This is a genomic window from Rhizobium rosettiformans W3, from assembly GCF_004912135.1.
GTDB lineage: Bacteria > Pseudomonadota > Alphaproteobacteria > Rhizobiales > Rhizobiaceae > Allorhizobium > Allorhizobium rosettiformans.
The window spans coordinates 357,114-380,683 of the sequence record NZ_STGU01000004.1; the positions used below are offsets into that span (position 1 = coordinate 357,114).

Sequence of the window (23,570 nt, forward strand, 5' to 3'; positions counted from 1 at the left end):
TCCGACCGGACGGGAGACGAGATGATCGTTCTTGCGATCGATACGGCGGGTGTGGACTGCGCAGCCGCCGTTTTTGATTCTGATGCCGGCGCTATCCTCGGTCGCGTCAGCGAGACCATTGGTCGTGGCCATGCCGAACGGCTCATGGCGATGATCGACGAGGCATTGGCCGAGGCAAAGCTCTCGCTGACGGATGTCGGGCGTATCGGCGTGACCATTGGCCCCGGCTCCTTCACCGGCATCCGTGTCGGCGTCGCGGCCGCCCGGGGGCTGGCACTGGCCCTGGATGTGGAATGCGTCGGCGTCTCGACGCTTGAAGTCTTGAGCCAGACAAGTCCGGAAAAGCAGGGGCTGATCCTCGCCGCCATCAACGCCCATCGCGACGAAGTCTATGCGCAGGGCTTTGAGGGCGGCGTACCACAGGGCGAGCCGCTTCTGCTCGAACTCGATGATTATCTGGCCCGTGCAGCCGTTCCCGGCACCGTTCTTGTCGGCTCTGCCTCGGCCCTGGTTTCGGACCGCCAGGCAGAAACGGGGCCGGATCATTACCCGATCGAGATCGTCGCGCGTATCGCTTCATTAGCGAAAGCTCAGGGCAAGCCGAAGCCGCTCTATCTCAGGGGACCCGATGCGAAACCGCAGACCGGATTTGCCGTATCGAGAGCCTGACATGCGCGACAGCCTGTTCTACCGCCAGCCCCAATTCGAGATCGTCCCGATGACCTCCGAGCACTGCCGCGCGGTGTCGGAGCTGCATGGCCAGCGCTTCCCACGCGCCTGGGGCGACGGCGAGTTCCTAAGCCTCCTTCTCCAGCCCAACACTTTCGGTTTCGCTGCTTGGCAGACCAATACGCTGATCTTCAAGGCACCACTCGCCGGTTTCGTGCTCGCCCGCGAAGTGGCTGGCGAGGCGGAGATCCTGACGATTGCCGTCAGCGACAAGGTCGCGCGCTTCGGCCTTGGCTGGCGACTGATGCAGGCAGCGCTCCGCGAGGCGAAGGGCAGGGGCGGGGAATCCATGTTTTTGGAAGTCGATGACGGCAATCAGGCCGCACTCGGCCTCTATCGCAAGCTCGGCTTCGAGAAAGCCGGTGAACGCCCCGCCTATTACACCGATGAAAACGGCCGCCGGTCCTCCGCGCTTGTCATGCGCCGCGATCTTCGCTAACCCGGCGGTTGGACGAACCGACCATCTGCGGATATGCTGACATTATGAATGACGCCCTGAAATCGCTCGAAACGCTGTGTGCCGAACGGGGCATGCGCATGACCGAGCAGCGTCGCGTTATTGCCCGCATTCTAGAAGAATCGGATGATCATCCCGATGTCGAGGAGCTCTACCGTCGCTCATCGAAGGTGGATGCGAAGATCTCGATTTCCACGGTTTACCGGACGGTCAAACTCTTCGAAGACGCGGGCATCATCGAGCGCCACGATTTCCGCGATGGCCGCTCGCGCTACGAGACCGTTCCGGAAGAGCACCACGATCACCTGATCGACTTGAAGACCGGTACCGTCGTCGAATTCCATTCGCCGGAAATCGAAGCGCTTCAGGAGCGCATTGCGCGCGAACATGGCTTTCGCCTCGTTGGCCACCGGCTCGAACTTTACGGCATCCCCCTGTCGAAGGACGAGAAATAAGCCGATGCCCGCCATGCCAGTGAGGCCCGCGTGATCAACTGGCTGAGGGTCGGCCTTTTTCTCGTCGTGCTGCTGGTCATCTCGGGCCTGATGATCCCGGTCCAGTTGCTGGCACTGCGCTTCGATTGGCCGCTCCGGCGCCGGCTGCCGCGCTACTGGCACCGCATGGCGCTCTGGTTCCTCGGCATTCGCGTGCATGTGCATGGCAGGCTCGAGACACGCCGGCCGCTGATGATCGCCGCCAACCATGCCTCCTGGAAGGATATCCTCGTCCTCGGCTCGATCGCCGATGTTGCCTTCATCGCCAAGACCGAGGTCGCCTCCTGGCCGGTCTTCGGTTTCCTCGCCAAATTGCAGAAGACGATTTTCGTCGTACGCGAGGAAAAGCGCCGCACGGGGGACCAGGTCAACGAGATTGCCGCCCGCATGGCCGACGGCGAAATCGTCGTGCTCTTCCCCGAAGGCACGACGTCGGACGGCAACCGGATCCTCGGCATCAAGTCGTCGCTCTTTGGCGCTGCGGCAGCAGCCCTGCCGAAAGACGACGAGAACGGCATCGTCAATGTCCAGCCGACGGCCATTGCCTACACCCGCGTCCAGGGCATGCCCATGGGCCGCTACCACCGCCCGATCGCCGGCTGGCCGGGAGATACGGGGCTGATGGAGCATCTGATCGGTGTCCTGCGGGCCGGCGCGCTGGATGTCGACGTGACCTTCGGCGAGACGGTCGAGTTTCGCAAAGGCGACAGCCGCAAGACGCTCGCGCTGCGCATCGAAGAGCAGTTGCGCGCGATGCTGCTCGCCCATCTCAGAGGTCGCTACAGGCGCTGATATGCTGCGCTCATTTTTCGGTTTAATCGTGGGCCGAAAACCACTAAATAGCGCGCCATGACCCAGGAAACCGCAAGCCTTCCCGAGACCCCGGCGCCGGGCGCCAACACGCGCAAGGTCTTCATCAAGACCTATGGCTGCCAGATGAACGTCTATGACAGCGGCCGCATGGCCGATGCCCTGGCGGCCGATGGTTATGCGCCGACCGAGGTCATGGAAGAGGCTGATCTTGTCCTGCTCAACACCTGCCACATCCGCGAAAAGGCGGCCGAAAAGGTCTATTCCGCGCTCGGCCGTCTGCGCGAGCACAAGAAGACGCGTGCGGCGGAAGGCAAGGAATTCATGATCGGCGTCGCCGGTTGTGTCGCCCAGGCCGAAGGCGAGGAGATTTCCCGCCGCGAGCCAGCTGTCGACGTGGTGCTCGGCCCGCAGACCTATCACCGTCTGCCGCAGGCCCTGCAGAAGGCCCGCGCCGGCGAGCGTGTGGTCGATACGGAATACGCGCTCGAGGACAAGTTCGAGCATCTGCCGGATCCGACCAAGGTCATCGGCAAGCCCCGCTCGGTCACGGCCTTTCTCACCGTTCAGGAAGGCTGCGACAAGTTCTGCACCTTCTGCGTGGTGCCCTATACGCGCGGGTCAGAAGTCTCCCGCCCGCTCTCGCAGCTCCTCACCGAAGCCCGCAAGCTGGTGGACAGCGGCGTGCGCGAACTGACGCTGCTCGGCCAGAACGTCAACGCCTGGCATGGTGAGGATGAGCAGGGCAGGGCGATTGGCCTCGGCGATCTGCTCTATAGGCTCGCCGAAATCCCCGGTCTCGCGCGCCTGCGCTACACCACCAGCCATCCGCGCGACATGGACGACCGGTTGATTGAGGCGCATCGGGATCTGCGCATGCTGATGCCCTATCTGCATCTACCGGTGCAGTCAGGTTCCGACCGGATCCTGAAAGCGATGAACCGCCGCCACAAGGCATCGGAATACGTCGCTCTCATCGATCGCATCCGCTCCGTCCGCCCCGATATTGCGCTTTCGGGTGACTTCATCGTCGGCTTCCCCGGCGAGACGGATCAGGACTTCGAAGACACGATGAATCTCGTGCGCGAAGTGAACTACGCGCAGGCTTATTCGTTTAAGTATTCGACACGTCCCGGCACGCCTGGCGCCGATTTGCCCGACCACGTGGCCGAGGATGTAAAGACCGAACGCCTGGCACGGCTCCAGGCGCTGTTGCTGGACCAGCAGCAGGCCTTCATGCAGTCGATGATCGGCAAGACCATCGACCTGCTTCTGGAGAAGCCGGGCCGCATGCCGGGACAGCTCATCGGACGCTCGCCCTGGCTGCAGTCGGTGAATGTTGATGCAAAGTCATCGCAAATCGGTGACATTATACAGGTACGAATCACCGCAGCCGGCCCAAACAGCTTGTTTGCCGAGGTGGCAGAGGGTTAGAGTGAGGGCCTGAACCTGATCACAGCAGGAGCCTGATCGCTTGAACGCAACAGAAGTGGTTTCTTCACCCTCGCGCAATGTCCGCACCTCTGCGACCGACGCCAATCACTTCATCTTGACGTTCGAGAACAACAGGCTTGCCAGCGAGCTATTCGGCCAGTTCGACCAGCATTTGAAATTGCTTGAGCAGCGCCTCCAGATCGAGGCCCGCGCCCGCGGCAACTCGGTGGCCATTACCGGCGAACTCCAGGCGACCAACCAGGCTCGACGCGCGCTCGACTTCCTCTATGCCCGCCTGCAGAGCGGCGGCTCGGTGGAAGCCTCCGACGTCGAAGGTGCCATCCGCATGGCGGTTGCCGCAGACGACCAGCTGTCGCTGCCGACGCTGGAGCGTAAGGCCAAGCTGTCGATGGCGCAGATCTCCACCCGAAAGAAGACGATTGCGGCCCGCACGCCGACGCAGGACGCCTATATGCGGGCGCTCGAGCGTTCGGAAATGGTTTTCGGCGTCGGCCCTGCCGGTACCGGCAAGACCTATCTTGCCGTCGCCCATGCCGCACAGCTTCTCGAGCGCGGCGTCGTCGATCGCATCGTGCTGACGCGCCCTGCGGTCGAAGCCGGCGAGCGCCTCGGCTTCCTGCCGGGCGACATGAAGGACAAGGTCGATCCCTATCTGCGCCCGCTCTACGATGCGCTCTATGACATGATCCCCGGCGACAAGGTCGAGCGCGCCATTACCGCCGGCGTCATCGAGATCGCCCCGCTCGCCTTCATGCGCGGGCGGACGCTCGCCAATGCGGCGATCATTCTCGACGAAGCGCAGAACACGACCTCGATGCAGATGAAGATGTTCCTGACGCGTCTTGGCGAAAACGGTCGCATGATCATCACCGGTGACCCGAGCCAGGTTGACCTGCCGCGCGGCGTCACTTCCGGTCTGGTCGAGGCCCTGAACGTGCTGAAGGGTGTCGAAGGCATTTCCGTCGTCCGCTTCAAGGATACGGACGTGGTTCGCCACCCGCTGGTCGGCCGCATCGTGCAGGCCTATGACGCCAAGTACAAGGTACAGGACGAGAGCGAGCAGAGCGAGCACTAAGCCCGCTTCGCCACCAAACGATGAGCCAGTTGGACATACAGATTGCCGTCGAAGCCGACGGTTGGGAAGACGAGACGGCGCTGGAGGCTTTAGCCACCCGCGTGCTCGGCGCAGCGGAAACCCATCTAGCGACTCGCGAGGGCCAGCCCTTTCCGCAGCAGGGCACGGAAGTGTCCCTCGTCTTTGCCGATGACGAGATGATCCGCGAGATCAACGCGGAATGGCGCGACAAGGACAAGCCGACCAACGTCCTGTCCTTCCCCGCGTTTCCGGTGACGCCCGGCAAGATGCCGGGGCCGATGCTCGGCGACATCATCATCGCCCGCGAGACGGTCGAGCGCGAAGCCGTCGAATTGGACAAGACTTTCGAGGATCATCTGACCCATTTGATGGTTCATGGATTCCTGCATCTTTTCGGCTACGACCACATGGAAGTGAACGACGCCGAGAAAATGGAAGCGCTGGAGACTCGCATTCTGGCGGAACTTGGCCTATCTGACCCCTATGCGGGGCAGGACCCGATCTGATAGTTTGGAACAATGACCGATTTTGCGACGAAAACGGCCCCCGAGGCCAAAGAGAGTAACGAGGGTTCCTCTTCCGAAGAGGGCAGTAGTCCCCCCCGAGCGGAAAGCTCGGCCCGACAATCCCCGTCTTTCTGGGCCCGCCTGGGCCGTATCCTGAAGCCCTCTTCCTCCACGAGCCTGCGCGAGGACTTGACCGTCGCGCTGAAAGCCGATGCGACCTTGGGCGAGGCCTTCACGCCCGAAGAACGGGCGATGCTGCACAACATCCTGCGGTTCCGCGAAGTCCGCGTTGAGGACATCATGGTCCCGCGCGTCGACATCGAGGCGGTCGACCAGAGCGTCACCATCGGCGAGTTGATGACGATCTTCGATGTCTCCGGTCGCTCGCGCATGCCGGTTTATGCCGAAACGCTGGATGACCCGCGCGGCATGGTTCATATCCGCGACCTCCTCTCTTACGTCACCAAGCAGGCTCGCAGCCGCAGGCGCGTGGCCAAGGCCGCGGCACCCGCTAATGGCGCGGAGAAGGTGGAGAAGGTCGAAAAGGCACCGGCCAAGCCGAAGATCGATTTCGATCTCGCGCGCATCGACTTGAGCAAGACGGTGGCTGAAGCCGGCATCATCCGCTCCATCCTATTCGTGCCGCCGTCGATGCTAGCATCCGACCTGATGACCCGCATGCAGGCCGCCCGCACGCAGATGGCTCTCGTCATCGATGAATACGGCGGTACCGATGGTCTCGTCAGCCACGAGGACATCGTGGAAATGGTCATCGGCGACATCGACGATGAACACGATGACGAAGAGGTCATGTTCAGCCGGGTCGCCGACGACGTGATCGTCGCCGATGCCCGCGTCGAACTGGAAGAGATCGCGGAAGCGATCGGCCCCGACTTCGACATCAAGGATCGTCTGGAAGACGTCGACACCCTGGGTGGCCTTATCTTCTCGGCGCTTGGCCGGATCCCGGCACGGGGCGAAGTGGTGCAGGCCTTGCCGGGCTTCGAGTTCCACATTCTCGATGCCGACCCGCGCCGCATCAAGCGCGTTCGCGTCGCCCGCAAGCGCGCAGGCGCTCGTCGCCGGTCAACGACGAAGGGTGATGTCGATACCCGCGCCGATGGTGACATCGACGCAAAGGCAGCCAAGGCCGCGAAAGCCGATAACTCTCTGCAGGGGGAAGGCGCGACCAAGGCGCGCGCCAAGGCTCCGGCAAAACCCCGCGCGCCCAAGGCTTCAGTGAAGCCGGCCGAGCCTGCCGCCGAGCCGGACGTCCAGCCTCTTGCTGAGCCGGTCGCCGAGGCCGGTCAGCCGCCTCTGGAGAATGCCGACCGCGCGTAGACGGTAGCGGTTGGCACCGCCCGCGCCGAAAACCGCGACATCCCTCCGGTTTTTTGGAAGACTGCCCGCGATTGATTCGCAAGCACGAGGGGTGGATATGCAGACTTTGGCAGCGAGGATTCTGCTGCTGTGGGGGGTAAGGCGCGCTGGTCTTGCCATTCTCGCAGGAGCGATCGGGGCGCTGGCCCTTCCGCCCTTTGATTCCTTTGCCGCGATGTTCGTGTCGTTCACGCTGCTCGTGTGGCTGCTCGACGGCGCGACGGGCAATGCCGAGACGGGGAGGGCGGGGCTGTCGTCCTCCTTCTGGATCGGCTGGCTCTTCGGCCTCGGCTACTTCGTCTCTGGCCTCTGGTGGCTTGGCAATGCACTGCTTCTGGAGGCCGAGGAATTCGCCTGGGCGTTCCCTCTGGCCGTCCTGGGCCTGCCCGCCGTGCTTGCCATCTTCTATGGTCTTGCCACCATGCTGGCCCGCCTTCTCTGGTCGGACGGCATGGGGCGCATTGCAGCGCTTGCCGCCGCCTTCGGTCTCCTCGAATGGCTCCGCAGCTTTGTGGCGACCGGCTTTCCCTGGAATGCCATCGGTTATGCAGCAATGCCGGTGCCTTTGATGATGCAGTCGAGCCACGTCCTCGGCATCCTCGCCATCACCCCGCTCGCCGTCTTTGTCTTCGCCTCTCCGGCTCTTCTTGGAACCCGCAAAGGGGCATGGCCGGGGCTTCTTCTCGCCAGTGCGCTCCTCGTCGCGCATTTCGGCTACGGCGCGTTCCGCCTCTATGTCGAGCCCCCGGTCGAGACGGACAAGACAATGGTCGTGCGTCTCGTCCAGCCCTCTATCGATCAGTCACAGAAGCTGGAAAACACCGATCGCATCGGCATCTTCGAAAAGCATCTGGCCCTGACCGCCGCGCCACCGGAGGAAGGCAAGCCGCGACCTGACGTGATTGTCTGGCCGGAAACCTCCGTACCCTTCATCCTGACGGAGAACCCGGACGCCCTCGTGCGCATCGGCGATGTGCTGCAGGACGGGCAGATCCTGTTGACGGGGGCCGTGCGGGCCGAGGAGCGCGGCGCCGGTCTGCCGCCGCTCTACTACAACTCGGTCTACATGATCGATGACAAGGGACAGATCCTTGGCGCAAGCGACAAGGTCCATTTGACGCCCTTCGGAGAATACGTGCCCTTCGAGGATCTGCTGCGCCAGTTCGGCATCGAGGAACTGATCAGCCTTCCCGGCGGGTTCACGGCCGCTGCCAGCCGCACGCCGCTTACGCTTCCTTCCGGCATCGGGCTCTATCCCCTGATCTGCTACGAGGCCATCTTTCCGGGTGAGGTTGCATCGGATCTCGCCGGTACAAGTGCAATCTTGAACGTCACCAACGACGCCTGGTTCGGCGCGAGCCCCGGTCCCTATCAGCACTTCCTCCAGGCGCGGCTGCGGGCCGTGGAAACCGGTGTGCCCTTGATTCGCGTGGCAAACAGCGGGATTTCGGCCGTCATCGACCCCTATGGGCGTATCGTTCAGGGACTGTCCCTTGACGCTGCCGGCGCGGTGGATGCAACTCTCAGTGTTAAATCTGTCCCGGTCCGGCACAGCCACAACCACGCCTTAAACCTTTGGTTGGTGGTGGGAATGATGACCTTGATGGCGGCCATTTCTAGTCTGGGTTTTATTAGGCGGGCGAATTGACCAAAAACCCCTAAAATTGCATAGTGGCTCAGACCGGTAATCTACAAGTATGCTGAAAGATCATCGACGGCGAGCACAACGTCTCGTTATGGTTGGGCGGGCATCGGGTGAGGGTCGCAACGCCAACAACTTTGTCAGGACGACATTAATGATCGAGAACAAGAAGAAGCCGAACCCAATTGACATTCACGTCGGGAGCCGGATTCGCCTTCGTCGCACGATGCTTGGCATGAGCCAGGAGAAGCTTGGTGAAAGCCTCGGGATCACCTTCCAGCAGATTCAGAAGTATGAAAAAGGCACCAACCGCGTGGGCGCCAGCCGCCTGCAGAACATCTCCAACATTCTGACGGTTCCGGTTTCCTTCTTCTTCGAAGACGCACCCGGCGAGCAGCCCGCGAACTCCACCGGCATGGCGGAAGCGTCGAGCTCGAACTATGTCGTAGACTTCCTGTCCTCGTCTGAAGGCCTTCAGCTGAACCGCGCTTTCGTCAAGATCGCCGACCCCAAGGTTCGTCGCAAGATCGTCGACCTGGTCAAGGCTCTGGCCGCTGAAGCCGACAGCGAATAAGCCCAATCATCCCCCGATAAAGAGAGCGGCCGCAGGGCCGCTTTTTTTGTGTCCTTGGAAGGAAAAGTTTACTCACATAAAGATATATTTATGTGGTTGTGTCCTTGTCATCGCCGCTCGAACTGAGTAACGATGCCGCCATCCATACTTTGAGGGGAATCCCGATGCGCGCAAACTATCTCTTCACCAGCGAATCCGTTTCCGAAGGTCACCCGGACAAGGTCTGTGACCGCATCTCCGACGAAATCGTCGATCTCGTTTACCGGGAAGCGGCCAAGACCGGCGTCGATCCCTGGACCGTGCGCATCGCCTGCGAAACCCTTGCCACCACGAACCGCGTCGTCATCGCCGGCGAAGTTCGCCTGCCGCCGAGCCTGATGAAGACAGACAAGAACGGCAACGAGGTCATCAATCCCTCGAAGTTCAAGTCTGCCGCCCGCAAAGCGATCCGCGATATCGGCTACGAGCAGGACGGCTTCCACTGGAAGACCGCCAAGATCGACGTGCTTCTGCACTCCCAGTCCGCCCACATCGCTCAGGGCGTCGACAAGGCTGCCGACAGCTCCAACAGCGAAGGCGCCGGCGACCAGGGCATCATGTTCGGCTACGCCTGCAAGGAAACGCCGGACCTGATGCCGGCCCCGATCTATTACTCGCACAAGATCCTGCAGACGCTCTCCACCGCCCGCAAGAAGGGCGAGGGCGATGTCGGCAAGCTCGGCCCCGATGCCAAGAGCCAGGTCACCGTCCGTTATGTCGATGGCAAGCCGGCCGAGGCCACCTCGATCGTGCTGTCCACCCAGCATCTCGACGAGAACTGGGATTCGAAGAAGGTTCGCCAGGTTGTCGAGCCCTATATCAAGGAAGCCCTTGGCGACCTGAAGATCGCCGACGACTGCGCCTGGTACATCAACCCCACGGGCAAATTCGTCATCGGTGGTCCGGATGGTGATGCTGGCCTCACCGGCCGCAAGATCATCGTCGACACCTATGGCGGTGCGGCCCCCCATGGTGGCGGCGCCTTCTCCGGCAAGGACACCACCAAGGTCGACCGTTCGGCCGCCTATGCCGCGCGTTATCTCGCCAAGAACGTCGTTGCCGCCGGTCTCGCCGACAAGTGCACCATCCAGATTTCCTACGCGATTGGCATCGCTCAGCCGCTGTCGATCTATGTCGACCTGCATGGCACCGGCAAGGTGACCGAGGACGAAGTCGAAGCCGCGATTCGCAAGGTCATGGACTTGTCCCCGTCCGGCATCCGCCGCCATCTTGACCTGAACAAGCCGATCTATGCTAAGACGGCGGCCTACGGCCATTTCGGCCGCAAGGCTGGCCGTGATGGTTCCTTCTCCTGGGAGAAGCTGGACCTGGTCAAGCCGCTCAAGGATGCGATCAAGGCTTGATCTGAATGACGGAACAGGAACGCAGGACACGGTCGACCGAGGCATTCTTCGGTCGGCGCAAGGGTAAGCCGTTGCGCGACCAGCAGGTCGAGCGGATGGAAACCGTCCTGCCGGAATTGAAGGTCGACCTCGCCGCGCCCGTGCCGGCCGATCTGAAATCCCTGTTCCCCGTTCCCGTCGACAAGCTCCGCCTCGAGATCGGCTTCGGTGGCGGTGAGCATCTCGTTCATCGCGCCCGCACCAACCCCACGACCGGTTTCATCGGGGTCGAGCCCTTCGTCAATTCCATGGCGAAGCTGCTCGCGGTGGTCGAGGCCGAGGGGCTGAAGAACATCCGCGTCTATGACGATGACGCGACCCAATTGCTGGACTGGCTGCCGGAGGGTCAGATCGACCAGATCGATCTGCTCTACGCCGATCCCTGGCCGAAGAAGAAGCACTGGAAGCGGCGTTTCGTCTCACAGGTAAACCTGGAGCGCTTTCACAAGGTGCTGAAGCCGGAAGGCATCTTCTGCTTCGCCTCCGACATCGACACCTATGTCAACTGGACGCTGCAGCATTGCCGCGATCATGGCGGGTTCGAGTGGACGGCCCGCAATGCGAGCGACTGGCTGACGCCCTACGAGGGCTGGCCGGGCACGCGCTATGAGAACAAGGCCCGCCGCGAAGGGCGTTCATCGGCCTATCTCACATTCCGCAAGCGCTGATTCGCAGCGCCGGAGGCTGCGATGTCTCGCTGCACCACTCAGTGCAGCGAAACGGTCTTCAGGTCGTCTTCCGCAGCCTTGAAGAAGGTGCTGGATCGGTTGTCGGTGAGCAGGATCGGCGTGCCGTCAGCGGCAAACAGCGCCCACAGATCCAATGTCGGGTCGATTTCCGGGGCTTCCGGGAAGCAGCGGGACACTTCGTCCGACTTCATCTTGCGGATATAGCCGACTTCGCCAGCGCCGAGATGCGCCAGTTCGGATTTCGTCAGGCGGGATGAGGCTTCTTTCAGTAACATTCCGATCCTCCGCGAATGAGGGAGAGGCGGCACAGCATTGCCGCAACCTTCATTCTGCGGTGGAGATGTTAATTTTCCTTACCAGATGCACGGGATCATGCCGGATGATCTCGATCGCCAGAAGCCCGTTTCGCAGCGAAGCCCCGGTGATTTCCATGCCGTCTTCGATCGCGAACACCCGCTGGAACTGGCGGGAGGCAATGCCGCGAAACAGGTAGTCCGCTTCGTCGCGCTCGGCCTGTTTGCCGCGAATCACCAGCTGATTGGCTTCTACGCTGACGTCGAGCTCGTTCTCCGCAAAACCGGCCACAGCAAGCGTCACCCGAAGCCGCTCCGCGCCCTTCTGCGGCGGCAGTCTCTCGATGTCATAGGGCGGATAGCCGTCGCTTCCTCTCGGCCGCCGAAAGGCGCTGCCGTCGCCTGTGTCGAAGGTGATGATGAAAGCTTCCGTTGGCAGTCTGTTGCGCGTCATTTCCTGTTCCTGTGTGGCGGACCTGGACCTCCGCCCCAGCCGAATATGGGAAATCTGGAGGGCCCCGACAAGCACTCTCTTGCTTGACAAATAGCACCCCGCGTTCCAAGCCTCCGCCTTTAGACTTTAGGATCGACCCATGACAGAACCCCGCAAGATCATCATCGACACCGACCCTGGTCAGGACGATGCCGCAGCCCTCATGCTCGCCTTCGCCAGCCCCGACGAACTCGAACTGCTCGGCATCACCACAGTCGCCGGTAACGTGCCGCTGACGATGACCAGCCGCAACGCCCGCATCGTTTGCGAGCTCTGCGGCGAAACGGACCGCAAGGTGTTCGAAGGGGCCGATCGTCCCATGGTGCGCCCGCTCGTCACTGCCGAACACGTGCACGGCAAGACCGGCCTCGATGGCGCCGTGCTCCCCGAGCCGACGATGAAGGTTCAGGAACAGCATGCTGTCGACTTCATCATCGACACGATCCGCAACGAGCCGACCGGCACCGTAACCCTCTGCACGCTCGGACCGCTGACCAATATCGGCCTCGCGCTTCAGAAGGCCCCGGACATCGCGCCCCGCGTCAAGGAACTCGTCATGATGGGTGGCGGCTTCTTCGAGGGTGGCAACATCACCCCAGCTGCCGAATTCAACATCTATGTCGATCCGGATGCCGCCGCAGCCGTCTTCGGCTCCGGCATCCGCATCACCATGATGCCGCTCGATGTGACGCATCAGCTGATGACGACGAAGGCGCGCGTCGCCCGCATCGCCGAAATCGGCACCAAGCCGGCCAAGGTCATGGTCGAATGGCTGGAATTCTTCGAGCGCTTCGATGAAGAGAAATACGGTTCGGATGGCGGTCCGCTGCACGACCCGACCGTCATTGCCTACCTGCTGAAGCCCGAGCTCTTCAGCGGCCGCTTGTGCAATGTCGAGATCGAGCTGCAATCCGAACTGACCGTCGGCATGACGGTCGTCGATTGGTGGCGTGTCTCCGGCCGCACGACCAATGCCACGGTCATGCGCAATGTCGACGCCGACGGTTTCTTCGATCTTCTGACAGAGCGTTTCGCGCGTCTCTGATGCCAAAAGAAAAGGGGCGCCGCCAGGCAGCGCCCCTTTGTCATTCACGGCAAGCCTTCGGCTCAGAACTCTTCCCAGTTGTCGGCGCTCGCCGCAGCGCCGCCGGCAGCCGCAACCTTCCGCGGTGCGGGTGAGTAGGCGGGAGCCCTTGGGCTCTGAGCCGCCGGGCCTGCAGGGCTTCGCATCGTTTCCGCCGTAGCGCGCAGAGCCTGAACCGGTGCGCCTGCACCCGTCACCTGGAACTTTGCCACCAGCCCGCGCAGCGTGTCGGATTCATTGCGTAGCGCCATGCTGGCTGCGGTCGTCTCTTCCACCATGGCCGCGTTCTGCTGGGTCACCTGGTCCATCTGGTTGACGGCAGCATTGACCTCCTTCAGGCCGGATGCCTGCTCGCTGGCCGAGGCGGAGATCTGGCGGATGAGACCGTTGATCTGCATGACCTGCTGGGCGATCTTTTCGAGCGTCTGCCCGGCCTCGCCGACGAGTTCGACGCCGTCCTTGACCTGGGCGGCCGAGGCATTGATCAGCGCCTTGATCTCCTTCGCGGCCGTGGCCGAGCGCTGAGCGAGCTCGCGCACTTCCTGGGCGACAACTGCAAAGCCCTTGCCGGCTTCGCCCGCACGAGCCGCTTCGACGCCGGCGTTCAGCGCCAGAAGGTTCGTCTGGAAGGCGATTTCATCGATGACGCCGATGATGCGGGAGATCTCCTGCGAGGACTGCTCGATGCCATGCATGGAGGCGACCGCCTTCTGCACGACCTCGCCGGACTTTTCGGCATCCTTGACCGCGACCGAAACCGTGTTGGCAGCCGTGCCGGCATTGTCCGCGCTGGAATTGACCTGTTCGGTCAATTCGTTCAGCGCCGCAGCCGTTTCTTCGAGGCTCGCCGCCTGCTGCTCGGTGCGCTTGGACAGGTCGGCAGCGCTTTCCGAGATCTCGCTCGTGCCGGCCGCGATGTTCACCACGCTGCCGTTGACGGAGGCGATCGCCTGCTCGAGGCTTGCCACCGCATCGTTGAAGTCGCGCTTCAGGGCGGCGTATTCGCCCGGGAACTCGTCTGCGATGCGATAGGTCAGGTTACCCTGCGAGAGCTGTGCGAGACCACTGCCGAGAGCGGTCACGACATGCTGCTGCACCGAGGCGGAGGCGTTGCGCTCCTCTTCGTTGCGACGACGCTCGCCTTCGGCCGCCTTGCGCTGTGCATCGGCTTCGGCGGCAAGCATGTTGCTTTCGGCGAGCTTGTGACGGAAGCCATCGAGCGCCTTGGCAACGAGGCCGATCTCATCCTGGCGGTCCTGATTCGAGACGTCGCTGGCATAGTCGCCCCTGGTCATGCGCTCAACGTCGCCGACGAGACCATGCAACGGGCGCTGAGCGATCGAACGAACCGCAAGGAAGAGCGCCAGCATGACGGCACCGAGCACGATCAGGCCGCCGACGATCATCATCAGCGTCTGCGCCTCGACCGGCGCGTTGATCGCTGCATGCGGGATGTCGATGATAACAGCCCAGGTCGTGTTAACGCCCGGAACGGCAAAGGGGTAAAGCAACCGGTCAAAGCCTTCGCCATTAGCGTCTGCCAGATTGGACACGAGGCTTCCGCTACCGGTCAAGAGCGCCGTCTTCAACGCCTCTGCCCCGGCTTCCTCATACGGCTTCATCAAGAGTTCGTCCGTGGGAGCCACCAGCCATTGCTGGCCCTGTGCCACCAGTAGCACGCGGCCAGTCTCAAACGGCTTGAGAGCCTTGAGCTTGTCCGACAGAGACAGAAGCGAGATGTCGACACCGCTGACGCCGATCATCTTGCCGCCGGAAAAGACCGGATAGGCGATGGAGCTCATTGTCGTCGGCACATCGGTGCCTTCAGCCAGATAGGGAGCCGTGATCGCGCCTTTGCCGCTCTTGGCTGCAAGCGCATACCATTCTGCGTCATACTTGGCACCGAAGGTCGAAAACTGGATTGCGCCGTTGCGGTCCTTGGACCAGTATGGGGTGTAGATCCCATCGTCATTGGCGCCGAGATCGGCTTGCCCCTTGACCTCATCCTTACGTCCGTCGATCGCACCTGGCTCTTCCGCCATCCAGCTTCCGAAGGCGAACGGATTCTGCTCTAGGTTGGCCTTGAGGATGTTGGTAATCCCTTGGCGGTCGAAGGATTGCCCCTCATGGCCGCGGCCAATAACGCCGGCCATCGTGCGAGCCGCACTCGCCAACTCGCCGATGTCGCCGGCGATTTCGCGGGCGATCGATTTGGCCTCTGCATTGGCCTGTTCCATGGTCAGCGCGTGAACGCGATCACGGGTTTGGAAAATGAGAACCAGATTGGAAAGGATGAGAACCAGACCGATGGCAAGGCCGGTGACGGCCAGCAGTTTGGCGGCGATCGAACGGGCAAAAAAGGCGAACATAGGAGCCTCGAAGATTGAGGTTCAGGACGCAGGGACATTCGTTCCACACCCTCATGGCGCGGCCGGGCGCGCTTCCACGCACCCCGATCGCTGCCGATGCTATGTTCCATTGTTTAAAGTTGAATAAATCAGACTTGTGGCTTCTGATAGCGTCTTAGAGGGCTGCGGCGACCTCTGATGCCACCGGGATCGATGGCTGTGCGCCGGCCTTGAGGCAGGCGAGCGAACCGGCAACCGCCGCCCGACGAAGCGCCTCATCGAAGCCGAGGCCGGCATCGAGGCTGGCGGCGAGATAGCCGCAGAAAGTGTCGCCGGCACCCACGGTATCGACGGGCTCAATCTTCAGCCCCTTGGTCCGATGCAGCGCACCGCCTTCGGCTGCGATCACGCCGTCGCCGCCGAGCGTAACGATCAAGATCTGCCCGGTCTTTCCGTGCATCTCGATCAGGATCTGCTCCCGTTCGCTGGCCGTCAGATTGTCGCGACCGACAAGCCGCTCGAATTCCGTCTCATTGGCGATCACGATGTCGGCCAAGGCTGCGAGCTCCGTCGTCTCTGCAATGAGAGGTGCGATGTTGAGCACGGTGCGAACGCCCTTGGCCTTGGCGGCGTTGAGCGCTGCCTTGACGGAGGTTGCCGGCACTTCGTGCTGCAGCATCAGGATGTCGCCACTCTTCATGTCTCCGACAGCCTTTTCGGCCTGCTCCGCGCTGACCGTGCCATTGGCGGCAGGCACCACGGCGATCATGTTCTCGCCGTCGCCACCCACCAGAATGAGGGCCGTGCCCGTGGGGCCATCGACGCGTGCGACCGCGGCGAGATCCGTGCCCGCTTTGTCGAGAAGATCCAGTGCCGGGCCTGCAAACTCGTCTTGGCCAACCGCACCCACCATGCGCACATCAGCCCCTGCACGCCGAGCCGCGAGCGCCTGATTGGCACCCTTGCCGCCCGCGGCCGTCGCAAATCCGGTGCCGGGGACCGTCTCGCCCGGCTTCGGCAGACGTGGCGTGGTCGCGACGAGGTCCATGTTGATGGAGCCGAAGACGGTGATCATGAGCGCGGTGCCTCCCTGAATGCTCTAGGCTGTCGCGCTCTTTTGGACCGGGTCTCAGTCCTCGTCAACAACCCTCAGCTTGAGCAGGCCCGTGCGGCTCTCGACGCTGCGGGGCTGCACATCGTCGGCATCACCACCGCCCGGAGCCTCGAATTCCATCGCCTCGATCTTGGCACCCCGTTTCGCCAGCTTGTCCGAGGAGGTGATGATCATCTCCACGTCCTTCTGGGCGGCGAGGAAGTGGCTCTGCAGCTTCCGGGTCCGGTCGTCCAGGCGGCCGAGGTCTTCCATCAGGCGAATGACCTCGCCCTGGATGAGATGCGCCTGTTCGCGCATGCGCTGATCCTTCAGCACGGCCTGGATCACCTGGATCGACAGCATCAGCAGCGAAGGCGAGACGATCACCACCTTCTGCCGATGCGCCTTCTGGACGATGCCTTCGAAATTCTCGTGAATTTCTGCGAAGATCGATTCCGAAGGCACGAAGAGGAACGCCATGTCCTGTGTCTCGCCCGGGATCAGGTACTTCTCCGAGATATCTCGGATATGCACCTCCATGTCCCGCCGGAACTGCTGTGAGGCTGCCTTCTTCTGTTCCGGGTTTTCGGTGTCGCGAATGCTGTTCCAGGCCTCGAGCGGGAACTTGGCATCGACCACCAGCGGCGGTGAATTGTTCGGCATGCGGATGGTGCAGTCGGGCCGCGAGCCGTTGGAGAGTGTCGTTTGAAACGCATAGGCGCCCATCGGCAGGCCATCGGCGACGATGGTCTCCATGCGTGATTGCCCGAAGGCGCCGCGGGTCTGCTTGTTGGACAGGATGGCCTGCAAGCCCACCACATCCTTGGCCAGCGACTGGATGTTGTTCTGCGCGGCATCGATGACCGCAAGCCGCTCCTGCAAGGTTCGCAGGTTGTCATGCGTCGACTTCGTCTGTTCCGTAATCGTGGTGCCCAGTCGGTGCGTCATCCCGTCGAGCCTCTGGCTGATCGACTGATTGAGTTCCGCCTGCCGGCTGCCGAACACCTCTGCCATGGTGGCAAGCCGCCCCTGCATCTCGGCTTGCGCCTTCAGCAGTTCCGCAAGCCGCGCCTCCGCCGCCTCGTCGCGCCGCGCCGTCTCCTCCATCAGCCTGGCCCTGGCTGCGGCCCCACGCAGTGACACGACGATTAGCGCCACGACAGGGAGAAGCAGGATCACCGCGGCAATCGCCACGAGGAAGAGGGGTGAAAGGGTGACTGAGCCGATGGTCACCGCCGGAATGTCCTGAATGTTCATGCGGCGACCATAGCTGATTCGCCGATGCCATGCAGATCAAAGAGTGAACAAGGAGCTCGACCGTTGTTTGCGCTTTGCCAATTGTGAAAAAATTTTGAGGCCAGATTTGACGAAACGCAAGTGGCCGAGCCGGGTGGCCGGAAATCCCCAAGGTGAGGCGAAAAGCTGCCTTTGGCGAGCAACCAAAGATTTACCATTTTAGCGCTCCCTTGGATATGTAAATCAGCACCTGCTGATATTTCCTGTGGTTGTAGAAAGACGCGTTACCCATGTCCCACCTCGACAATTCCGACCTGAACAATCGCCTTCGCTTTCTGGGGCTCGACGACAAGGGACGCGAAACGCTGAAGCGGCTCGGACCGCTGATCCGCAAGAATATCGGCGGCGCGCTCGACATCTTCTACGACAAGGTCCGCAAGGTCCCGGAAACTGCTGCTTTCTTCCGCAATGACGACCACATGAAGGGCGCCAAGAAGCGTCAGGAGGAACATTGGGGCATCGTCGGCACGGCGGAATACACGCATAGCTACGTCGAAGGCGTCACCAAGGTCGGCAAGGCCCATGCCCGCATCGGGCTCGAGCCGCGCTGGTATATCGGTGGCTACGCGCTCGTGCTCGAGCAACTCGTCCATGCCGTCGCCCGCGAGCGCTGGCCAAGCCGCTTCGGTCGGCAGAAGTCGGAGGCCCTCGCCGAAGAGATCTCGGTAATCGTCAAGGCAGCCCTTCTCGACATGGATTATTCGATCTCGGTCTATCTCGCGATCCTCGCCGAACAGCGACAGGCGGCGGAGGATGCGCGGCTGAAGGCCGAGGCCGAGCAGGCAACCGCGCTGGCCGCCCTGCGCGGCGTGCTTGCCAAGCTCTCCGCAGGCGACCTGGATGCCCGGCTGCCGAACGATCTGCCGGCCAACTTCGTCCAGATGGCCAACGACTATAACGCCTCGGTCGAAGCCCTGCGCTCGACCATCGTGACCGTGCGCCAGTCCGCCGATGAAATCTTCAAGTCCACAGCCGCCATCTCGGATGCCACCGACGATCTCGCCCAGCGCACCGAGCAGCAGGCCGCCGGGCTGGAGGAAAGCACGGCCGCCCTGCATGAACTCACGCAAAACGTCACCCTGACCGCCGACGGTGCCAAGGAGGCCTCCGATGTCGTGGGCGTGGCGCTCACCGAAGCACGCGTCTCGGAAGAGGTCGTCTCCCGTGCCGTAGATGCCATGGGCGCGATCGAGAAATCCTCTGACGAGATCTCCAAGATCATCGGCGTGATCGACGAGATCGCCTTCCAGACCAATCTTCTGGCCCTGAATGCCGGCGTCGAGGCGGCCCGTGCAGGCGAGGCCGGACGCGGGTTTGCGGTTGTGGCGCAGGAAGTGCGCGAACTGGCCCAGCGCTGCGCCAATGCCGCCCGCGAGATCAAGAACCTGATTTCCCAAAGCTCCAGCCAGGTCGAAGCGGGCGTCGGCCTCGTCAACAACGCCGGCGACGCGCTCGGCAAGATCATCGTGCGCATCGGCGAGATCAACGAGATCGTCGGCAAGATCGCCCTCGCTGCCGCCGACCAGTCCGGCGGGCTTCGCGAGGTAAACACCTCTGTCGCCTCGATGGATCAGATCACCCAGCGCAATGCCGCCATGGTCGAGGAAAGCTCGGCCCAGACGGCAACGCTGCGGGAGGAGGCAGGTCGCCTCGTCCAGGCTCTCCAGGGCTTCAAGACCACCGGGTCGGCGACGCATCACGCAGCACGCGCCGGCTATCGGATGGCAAGCTGATCCACCAACCACGACCCTGCACGGCGGCCTGATTTGTCGCCGTGCGTTTAGAAACTGTTCAGCAAACCGTGACAGTTCTGAATGACAATCGTCATCCTGAGAGTGCGCATCGCATCATGACCAACAAAGCCCAGAACGACCTTTCCGAACGCCTCGAGTTTCTCGAAATCGATCAGAAAACCCGCACGACGCTTGCCGAGCTGCGACCGTCGATCAAGGACGTCCTGGGCGGTGCGCTCGACAAGTTCTACGGCAAGGTTTCCAAGACCGGGAGGATCGCCTCGCACTTCCGCGACGGCGCGCATATGAACGGGGCGAAGAACGCGCAGATCGGTCATTGGGATAAGGTCGCGAGCGGCAATTTCGACGAGACCTACGTTCGCGGGGTGACGGCCGTCGGCAAGGCCCATGCCCGCATCGGGCTTGAGCCGCGCTGGTATATCGGCGGCTATTCGATGCTGGTCGGCGAACTCCTGGCCGGCGTGCTCGTCAAGCATTGGCCTTTCCCCTTCGGCAAGCAGCATGCGGTCTCGCTCGGCGAGAAGCTTCGTGCCGTGGTGAAAGCTGCCATGCTCGACATGGACTATTCGATCTCGGTCTACCTCGACGAACTGGAAAGCAAGCGGCAGGCGCTGGAAGATGAGCGCGCCCGCTTCGCTGCCGATCAGGCGATTGCTATGGAGCATCTGCGCCGGGGTCTGGAGGCGCTCGCCCAGGGCGATTTCGAAGCCCGCATGACGACGGACCTGCCTGACAATTTCAAGGAAATGGCCGGCCACTACAATGAGACCGTCGATCGCCTGAATGTCTCCTTCGCCGCCATTCGCCGCGCCTCGGAAGGCATCCTGACCGGCACCGATGCAATTGCCCACGCCTCCGGCGAACTCGCGAGCCGCACCACCCGCCAGGCAAGCGGTGTGCAGGAAAGCTCGACGGCCCTGCAGCAGCTCTCCGTCAGCGTCAGCCAGACGGCGGCCAATGCGGAGCGTGCCTCTCAGGAAGTGCGCGACACGCAGTGCCAGGCCAAGACCTCCGGCACGGTCGTCTCCAAGGCCGTTTCCGCCATGGATGCGATCGAGAAGTCCTCGACCGAGATCTCCAAGATCATCGGCGTCATCGATGAGATCGCCTTCCAGACCAACCTTCTGGCCCTCAATGCCGGTGTCGAGGCCGCCCGCGCCGGCGATGCAGGCAAGGGCTTCGCGGTGGTCGCTCAGGAAGTTCGCCAGCTCGCCCAGCGCTCAGCCGATGCCGCCAAGGAGATCAAGCAGCTCATCTCTCAGAGCTCCGATCAGGTGAAGGAAGGCGTCGGCCTCGTCACCAGCACCGGCGAGGCGCTGAACGACATCATCACCCGCATCGATGCGATCGACACCTTCGTCTCCGATATCGCCGCCGCCGCCAAGGATCAGGCGATCGGCCTCAACGAGGTCAACCAGGCGACCCGCAACATGGATGTCCTGACCCACGAAAACAGCGATATGGTCGAGCGGACCTCGGACGAGACACACCGCCTGCGCAGCGAAGTCGCGGCCCTTGTCGAACAGCTCTCGCAGATCCGCACGCGCAGCGATCGGCAGGACTATGTGCCCGGCAGAGCCATGGAGCGCCGCGTCGCCTGACCGGCGGCGCAGGTGAGAAGCCACGCACTTTTTCCGTTTCCTCCCAAGGGAACTTGCGCTAAGGGAGGCCATGACCATCAAGCCTCTCATCATCCTGCCCGATCCCCTGCTGCGTCAGGTATCCGCGCCTGTCGAGCGCGTCGATGCCGAACTCGAGCAGTTCATCGACGACATGCTCGAGACCATGTACGAGGCGCCCGGCATCGGGCTTGCCGCGATCCAGGTGGGCGTGCCGCGCCGCCTTCTCGTCATCGACCTCGCCAAGGAAGGCGAAGAGCCGGCACCGCTGGTCTTCATCAATCCGGAGATCCTCAAATCCTCCGACGAGCGCTCGGTTTATGAGGAAGGTTGCCTCTCGATCCCGGACTACTACGCCGAGGTGGAACGCCCGGCGGCGATCACGGTGAAGTCGCTCGGCCGCGACGGCAAGGAGCAGCTGACGGAGGCCGACGGCCTGCTCGCCACTTGCCTTCAGCACGAGATCGACCATTTGAACGGTGTGCTCTTCATCGACCACATTTCTCGCCTGAAGCGCGAGATGGTGATCAAGAGGTTTACCAAGGCCGCCCGTCAGAAGATCTGATCCCGGCGTCTATCCATTCGCGCGTTGAGGCAGATTAGATGGCACTTCGCATCATCTTCATGGGCACGCCGGACTTTTCCGTCGCCACCCTGAAAGCGCTGCATGCGGCGGGCCACGAAATCGTCGCCGCCTATTCGCAGCCGCCGCGCCCCGGCGGCCGTCGTGGCCTCGACCTGCAGAAGTCGCCCGTTCACCAGACGGCCGAAGAACTCGGGATCGAGGTTCGCCACCCTCTGAATTTCCGCGATCAGGCCGATCGAGATGCCTTCGGCGCGCTGAACGCCGACGTTGCCGTCGTCGTTGCCTATGGCCTGCTGCTGCCCGAGGCGATCCTGAACGGCACGCGACTGGGCGCCTATAACGGCCATGCCTCGCTCCTGCCGCGCTGGCGTGGTGCAGCCCCGATTCAGCGCGCCATCATGGCCGGCGATGCCGAAACCGGCATGATGGTGATGAAGATGGACAAGGGCCTCGACACCGGCCCCGTCGCGCTCACCCGCAAGGTCACGATCAGCCCCGACATGACCGCCGGCGAACTACACGATGCTCTGAGCATCGTCGGCGCCGAAGCCATGGTGGAAGCGATGGCGAAGCTCGAAGCCGGCACGCTGCAGACCGTCGTACAGCCTGAAGAGGGCGTGCTCTACGCCGCGAAAATCGACAAGGCGGAGACCCGGGTCGATTTCTCGTGCCCGGCCACCGAGGTCCACAATCACATCCGCGGCCTCTCGCCCTTCCCCGGTGCCTGGACGGAGATCGAGGTCAACGGCAAGCCGGAGCGGGTGAAACTCCTCGCCTCACACTTGGCTGAAGCGGAGGGAGCGCTGGCCGCTCCCGGCACGGCTCTCGACGATCGCCTGACGATTGCCTGTGGCACAGGCGCCGTCAGCCTGGTCCGTCTCCAGAAGGCCGGCGGCAAGGCCATGAACGCCGAAGATTTCCTTCGTGGTACGCCGCTTCCCAAGGGCACGGTGATCGCCTGATGCCGCGCTTCCGGATGACCGTCGAATATGATGGCTCGGCCTATGTCGGCTGGCAGCGCCAGGAAAACGGCCACTCCATTCAGGCTGCCCTCGAACAGGCGATCCTGTCGCTCACCAGCGAGACCGTCGTCATCCGGGGCGCCGGTCGCACCGATTCCGGCGTGCACGCCATGGGCCAGGTCATCCATGCCGATCTCTCCCGTGCCTGGGAGCCGCACAAGCTGCGCAACGCGCTGAACGCGCATCTGGCCATGGCGTCCGAACAGGTCGCCGTGCTTGACGTGCGCGCCGTGTCGGATGAGTTCGACGCCCGCTTCTCGGCGCTTCGCCGCCACTATCTCTACCGCATCATCACCCGCCCGGCCCGTCTGGCGCTGGAGGACAAGCGCGCCTGGTGGGTGCCGAAGCCGCTGGACCATGAGGCGATGCACGCGGCCGCTCAGCAGCTGGTCGGCCATCACGACTTCACCACCTTTCGCTCCGCCCATTGCCAGGCGGCAAGCCCGGTGCGCACGCTCGATCGGTTGGATGTGACCCGCCGCGATGGGCTCATCGAAATTCGCGCAACGGCGCAGAGCTTCCTGCACAACCAGATCCGCTCATTCGCCGGTACGCTGAAGCTCGCAGGCGAGGGCAAGATGACGCCGTCGGATGTGCGCGCTGCACTCGAAGCCCGCGACCGTGCCGCCTGCGGTCCCGTGGCACCGCCGGAAGGCCTCTATTTCATGGCCGTGGATTATCCCGGTGACGAGCCGTTCAGCGGCTGAG

23 protein-coding genes are annotated in these 23,570 nt (G+C 62.7%); 18 read left to right on the plus strand and 5 right to left on the minus strand.

Annotation, left to right across the window (positions count from 1 at the left end):
* Positions 1-21 precede the first annotated feature (21 nt).
* From tsaB to trmB, 12 genes are all read left to right on the plus strand, one after another.
* The gene (tsaB, locus tag FAA86_RS10160; RefSeq protein ID WP_136540269.1) at positions 22-669 is read left to right on the plus strand and encodes a tRNA (adenosine(37)-N6)-threonylcarbamoyltransferase complex dimerization subunit type 1 TsaB; all 648 of its coding nucleotides are present in this window, start codon (positions 22-24) and stop codon (positions 667-669) included.
* 1 nt (position 670) lies between these two features.
* The gene (locus FAA86_RS10165; RefSeq protein ID WP_136540270.1) at positions 671-1,168 is read left to right on the plus strand and encodes a GNAT family N-acetyltransferase; all 498 of its coding nucleotides are present in this window, start codon (positions 671-673) and stop codon (positions 1,166-1,168) included.
* A 44-nt stretch (positions 1,169-1,212) separates the two neighbouring features.
* Positions 1,213-1,641, plus strand: a complete 429-nt coding sequence (locus FAA86_RS10170) for a Fur family transcriptional regulator (protein ID WP_076393124.1) — start codon at positions 1,213-1,215, stop codon at positions 1,639-1,641.
* Positions 1,642-1,674: 33 nt separating this feature from the next.
* On the plus strand, positions 1,675-2,472 hold the full coding sequence (gene olsA / locus FAA86_RS10175; protein ID WP_377344438.1) for a lyso-ornithine lipid O-acyltransferase: 798 nt from the start codon (positions 1,675-1,677) through the stop codon (positions 2,470-2,472).
* Positions 2,473-2,529: 57 nt separating this feature from the next.
* Positions 2,530-3,924 (plus strand): tRNA (N6-isopentenyl adenosine(37)-C2)-methylthiotransferase MiaB, encoded by a 1,395-nt coding sequence (gene miaB / locus FAA86_RS10180; protein ID WP_136540271.1) that lies wholly within the window; start codon positions 2,530-2,532, stop codon positions 3,922-3,924.
* A gap of 40 nt (positions 3,925-3,964) precedes the next feature.
* The gene (locus FAA86_RS10185) at positions 3,965-5,020 is read left to right on the plus strand and encodes a PhoH family protein (RefSeq protein ID WP_113460136.1); all 1,056 of its coding nucleotides are present in this window, start codon (positions 3,965-3,967) and stop codon (positions 5,018-5,020) included.
* A 20-nt stretch (positions 5,021-5,040) separates the two neighbouring features.
* Positions 5,041-5,547: an rRNA maturation RNase YbeY gene (ybeY, locus tag FAA86_RS10190; protein ID WP_136540272.1), complete on the plus strand. Its 507-nt coding sequence runs from the start codon at positions 5,041-5,043 to the stop codon at positions 5,545-5,547.
* Positions 5,548-5,559: 12 nt separating this feature from the next.
* Positions 5,560-6,888, plus strand: a complete 1,329-nt coding sequence (locus FAA86_RS10195; RefSeq protein ID WP_246035041.1) for a transporter associated domain-containing protein — start codon at positions 5,560-5,562, stop codon at positions 6,886-6,888.
* Between the two features lie 97 nt (positions 6,889-6,985).
* Positions 6,986-8,575: an apolipoprotein N-acyltransferase gene (lnt, locus tag FAA86_RS10200; RefSeq protein WP_136540273.1), complete on the plus strand. Its 1,590-nt coding sequence runs from the start codon at positions 6,986-6,988 to the stop codon at positions 8,573-8,575.
* A 148-nt stretch (positions 8,576-8,723) separates the two neighbouring features.
* Positions 8,724-9,143: a helix-turn-helix domain-containing protein gene (locus FAA86_RS10205; RefSeq protein ID WP_113460133.1), complete on the plus strand. Its 420-nt coding sequence runs from the start codon at positions 8,724-8,726 to the stop codon at positions 9,141-9,143.
* Positions 9,144-9,307: 164 nt separating this feature from the next.
* Positions 9,308-10,546 carry a methionine adenosyltransferase gene (gene metK / locus FAA86_RS10210; RefSeq protein ID WP_113460132.1) on the plus strand — a complete coding sequence of 413 codons (1,239 nt, stop codon included), beginning with the start codon at positions 9,308-9,310 and terminating at the stop codon, positions 10,544-10,546.
* A 5-nt stretch (positions 10,547-10,551) separates the two neighbouring features.
* Positions 10,552-11,253, plus strand: coding sequence for a tRNA (guanosine(46)-N7)-methyltransferase TrmB (trmB, locus tag FAA86_RS10215; protein ID WP_136540275.1), 702 nt, complete (start codon positions 10,552-10,554; stop codon positions 11,251-11,253).
* Between the two features lie 38 nt (positions 11,254-11,291).
* Here trmB and FAA86_RS10220 read toward each other — a convergent pair whose 3' ends face one another.
* Together FAA86_RS10220 and FAA86_RS10225 are read right to left on the minus strand one after the other, a co-directional pair.
* Positions 11,292-11,549 (minus strand): BQ00720 family protein, encoded by a 258-nt coding sequence (locus FAA86_RS10220; RefSeq protein ID WP_102020787.1) that lies wholly within the window; start codon positions 11,547-11,549, stop codon positions 11,292-11,294.
* 49 nt (positions 11,550-11,598) lie between these two features.
* The gene (locus FAA86_RS10225) at positions 11,599-12,021 is read right to left on the minus strand and encodes an Hsp20 family protein (RefSeq protein ID WP_113460130.1); all 423 of its coding nucleotides are present in this window, start codon (positions 12,019-12,021) and stop codon (positions 11,599-11,601) included.
* A 139-nt stretch (positions 12,022-12,160) separates the two neighbouring features.
* Here FAA86_RS10225 and FAA86_RS10230 point away from each other — a divergent pair, with 139 nt between their 5' ends.
* On the plus strand, positions 12,161-13,105 hold the full coding sequence (locus FAA86_RS10230) for a nucleoside hydrolase (protein WP_136540277.1): 945 nt from the start codon (positions 12,161-12,163) through the stop codon (positions 13,103-13,105).
* A 62-nt stretch (positions 13,106-13,167) separates the two neighbouring features.
* Here FAA86_RS10230 and FAA86_RS10235 read toward each other — a convergent pair whose 3' ends face one another.
* The 3 genes from FAA86_RS10235 to FAA86_RS10245 form a co-directional block, all read right to left on the minus strand.
* The gene (locus FAA86_RS10235; protein ID WP_136540279.1) at positions 13,168-15,513 is read right to left on the minus strand and encodes a methyl-accepting chemotaxis protein; all 2,346 of its coding nucleotides are present in this window, start codon (positions 15,511-15,513) and stop codon (positions 13,168-13,170) included.
* Positions 15,514-15,667: 154 nt separating this feature from the next.
* Positions 15,668-16,567: a ribokinase gene (locus FAA86_RS10240; RefSeq protein ID WP_136540281.1), complete on the minus strand. Its 900-nt coding sequence runs from the start codon at positions 16,565-16,567 to the stop codon at positions 15,668-15,670.
* Positions 16,568-16,621: 54 nt separating this feature from the next.
* Entirely contained in the window at positions 16,622-17,842 is a 1,221-nt protein-coding gene (locus tag FAA86_RS10245; protein ID WP_136540283.1) for a DNA recombination protein RmuC, read from the minus strand.
* 269 nt (positions 17,843-18,111) lie between these two features.
* Between FAA86_RS10245 and FAA86_RS10250 the strand changes: the two genes are divergently transcribed.
* The 5 genes from FAA86_RS10250 to truA all read left to right on the plus strand — a co-directional run bounded on the left by FAA86_RS10250 (position 18,112) and on the right by truA (position 23,569).
* On the plus strand, positions 18,112-19,614 hold the full coding sequence (locus FAA86_RS10250; protein WP_136540285.1) for a globin-coupled sensor protein: 1,503 nt from the start codon (positions 18,112-18,114) through the stop codon (positions 19,612-19,614).
* Positions 19,615-19,727: 113 nt separating this feature from the next.
* Positions 19,728-21,236, plus strand: coding sequence for a globin-coupled sensor protein (locus FAA86_RS10255; RefSeq protein WP_136540430.1), 1,509 nt, complete (start codon positions 19,728-19,730; stop codon positions 21,234-21,236).
* Between the two features lie 70 nt (positions 21,237-21,306).
* Positions 21,307-21,819, plus strand: a complete 513-nt coding sequence (gene def / locus FAA86_RS10260) for a peptide deformylase (protein WP_113460123.1) — start codon at positions 21,307-21,309, stop codon at positions 21,817-21,819.
* A gap of 38 nt (positions 21,820-21,857) precedes the next feature.
* Positions 21,858-22,802, plus strand: coding sequence for a methionyl-tRNA formyltransferase (gene fmt, locus FAA86_RS10265; protein ID WP_136540287.1), 945 nt, complete (start codon positions 21,858-21,860; stop codon positions 22,800-22,802).
* Entirely contained in the window at positions 22,802-23,569 is a 768-nt protein-coding gene (gene truA, locus FAA86_RS10270; RefSeq protein WP_136540289.1) for a tRNA pseudouridine(38-40) synthase TruA, read from the plus strand. The genes fmt and truA overlap by 1 nt, the downstream gene beginning before the upstream one ends.
* Position 23,570 lies beyond the last annotated feature (1 nt).

Coding starts and splice junctions, on each gene's coding strand:
- tsaB (WP_136540269.1), top strand. CDS start 22: ATGATCGTTCTTGCGATCGATACGGCGGGTGTGGACTGCGCAGCCGCC.
- FAA86_RS10165 (WP_136540270.1), top strand. CDS start 671: ATGCGCGACAGCCTGTTCTACCGCCAGCCCCAATTCGAGATCGTCCCG.
- FAA86_RS10170 (WP_076393124.1), top strand. CDS start 1,213: ATGAATGACGCCCTGAAATCGCTCGAAACGCTGTGTGCCGAACGGGGC.
- miaB (WP_136540271.1), top strand. CDS start 2,530: ATGACCCAGGAAACCGCAAGCCTTCCCGAGACCCCGGCGCCGGGCGCC.
- ybeY (WP_136540272.1), top strand. CDS start 5,041: ATGAGCCAGTTGGACATACAGATTGCCGTCGAAGCCGACGGTTGGGAA.
- FAA86_RS10195 (WP_246035041.1), top strand. CDS start 5,560: ATGACCGATTTTGCGACGAAAACGGCCCCCGAGGCCAAAGAGAGTAAC.
- lnt (WP_136540273.1), top strand. CDS start 6,986: ATGCAGACTTTGGCAGCGAGGATTCTGCTGCTGTGGGGGGTAAGGCGC.
- FAA86_RS10205 (WP_113460133.1), top strand. CDS start 8,724: ATGATCGAGAACAAGAAGAAGCCGAACCCAATTGACATTCACGTCGGG.
- metK (WP_113460132.1), top strand. CDS start 9,308: ATGCGCGCAAACTATCTCTTCACCAGCGAATCCGTTTCCGAAGGTCAC.
- trmB (WP_136540275.1), top strand. CDS start 10,552: ATGACGGAACAGGAACGCAGGACACGGTCGACCGAGGCATTCTTCGGT.
- FAA86_RS10220 (WP_102020787.1), bottom strand. CDS start 11,549: ATGTTACTGAAAGAAGCCTCATCCCGCCTGACGAAATCCGAACTGGCG.
- FAA86_RS10225 (WP_113460130.1), bottom strand. CDS start 12,021: ATGACGCGCAACAGACTGCCAACGGAAGCTTTCATCATCACCTTCGAC.
- FAA86_RS10230 (WP_136540277.1), top strand. CDS start 12,161: ATGACAGAACCCCGCAAGATCATCATCGACACCGACCCTGGTCAGGAC.
- FAA86_RS10235 (WP_136540279.1), bottom strand. CDS start 15,513: ATGTTCGCCTTTTTTGCCCGTTCGATCGCCGCCAAACTGCTGGCCGTC.
- FAA86_RS10240 (WP_136540281.1), bottom strand. CDS start 16,567: ATGATCACCGTCTTCGGCTCCATCAACATGGACCTCGTCGCGACCACG.
- FAA86_RS10245 (WP_136540283.1), bottom strand. CDS start 17,842: ATGAACATTCAGGACATTCCGGCGGTGACCATCGGCTCAGTCACCCTT.
- FAA86_RS10250 (WP_136540285.1), top strand. CDS start 18,112: ATGTCCCACCTCGACAATTCCGACCTGAACAATCGCCTTCGCTTTCTG.
- def (WP_113460123.1), top strand. CDS start 21,307: ATGACCATCAAGCCTCTCATCATCCTGCCCGATCCCCTGCTGCGTCAG.
- fmt (WP_136540287.1), top strand. CDS start 21,858: ATGGCACTTCGCATCATCTTCATGGGCACGCCGGACTTTTCCGTCGCC.
- truA (WP_136540289.1), top strand. CDS start 22,802: ATGCCGCGCTTCCGGATGACCGTCGAATATGATGGCTCGGCCTATGTC.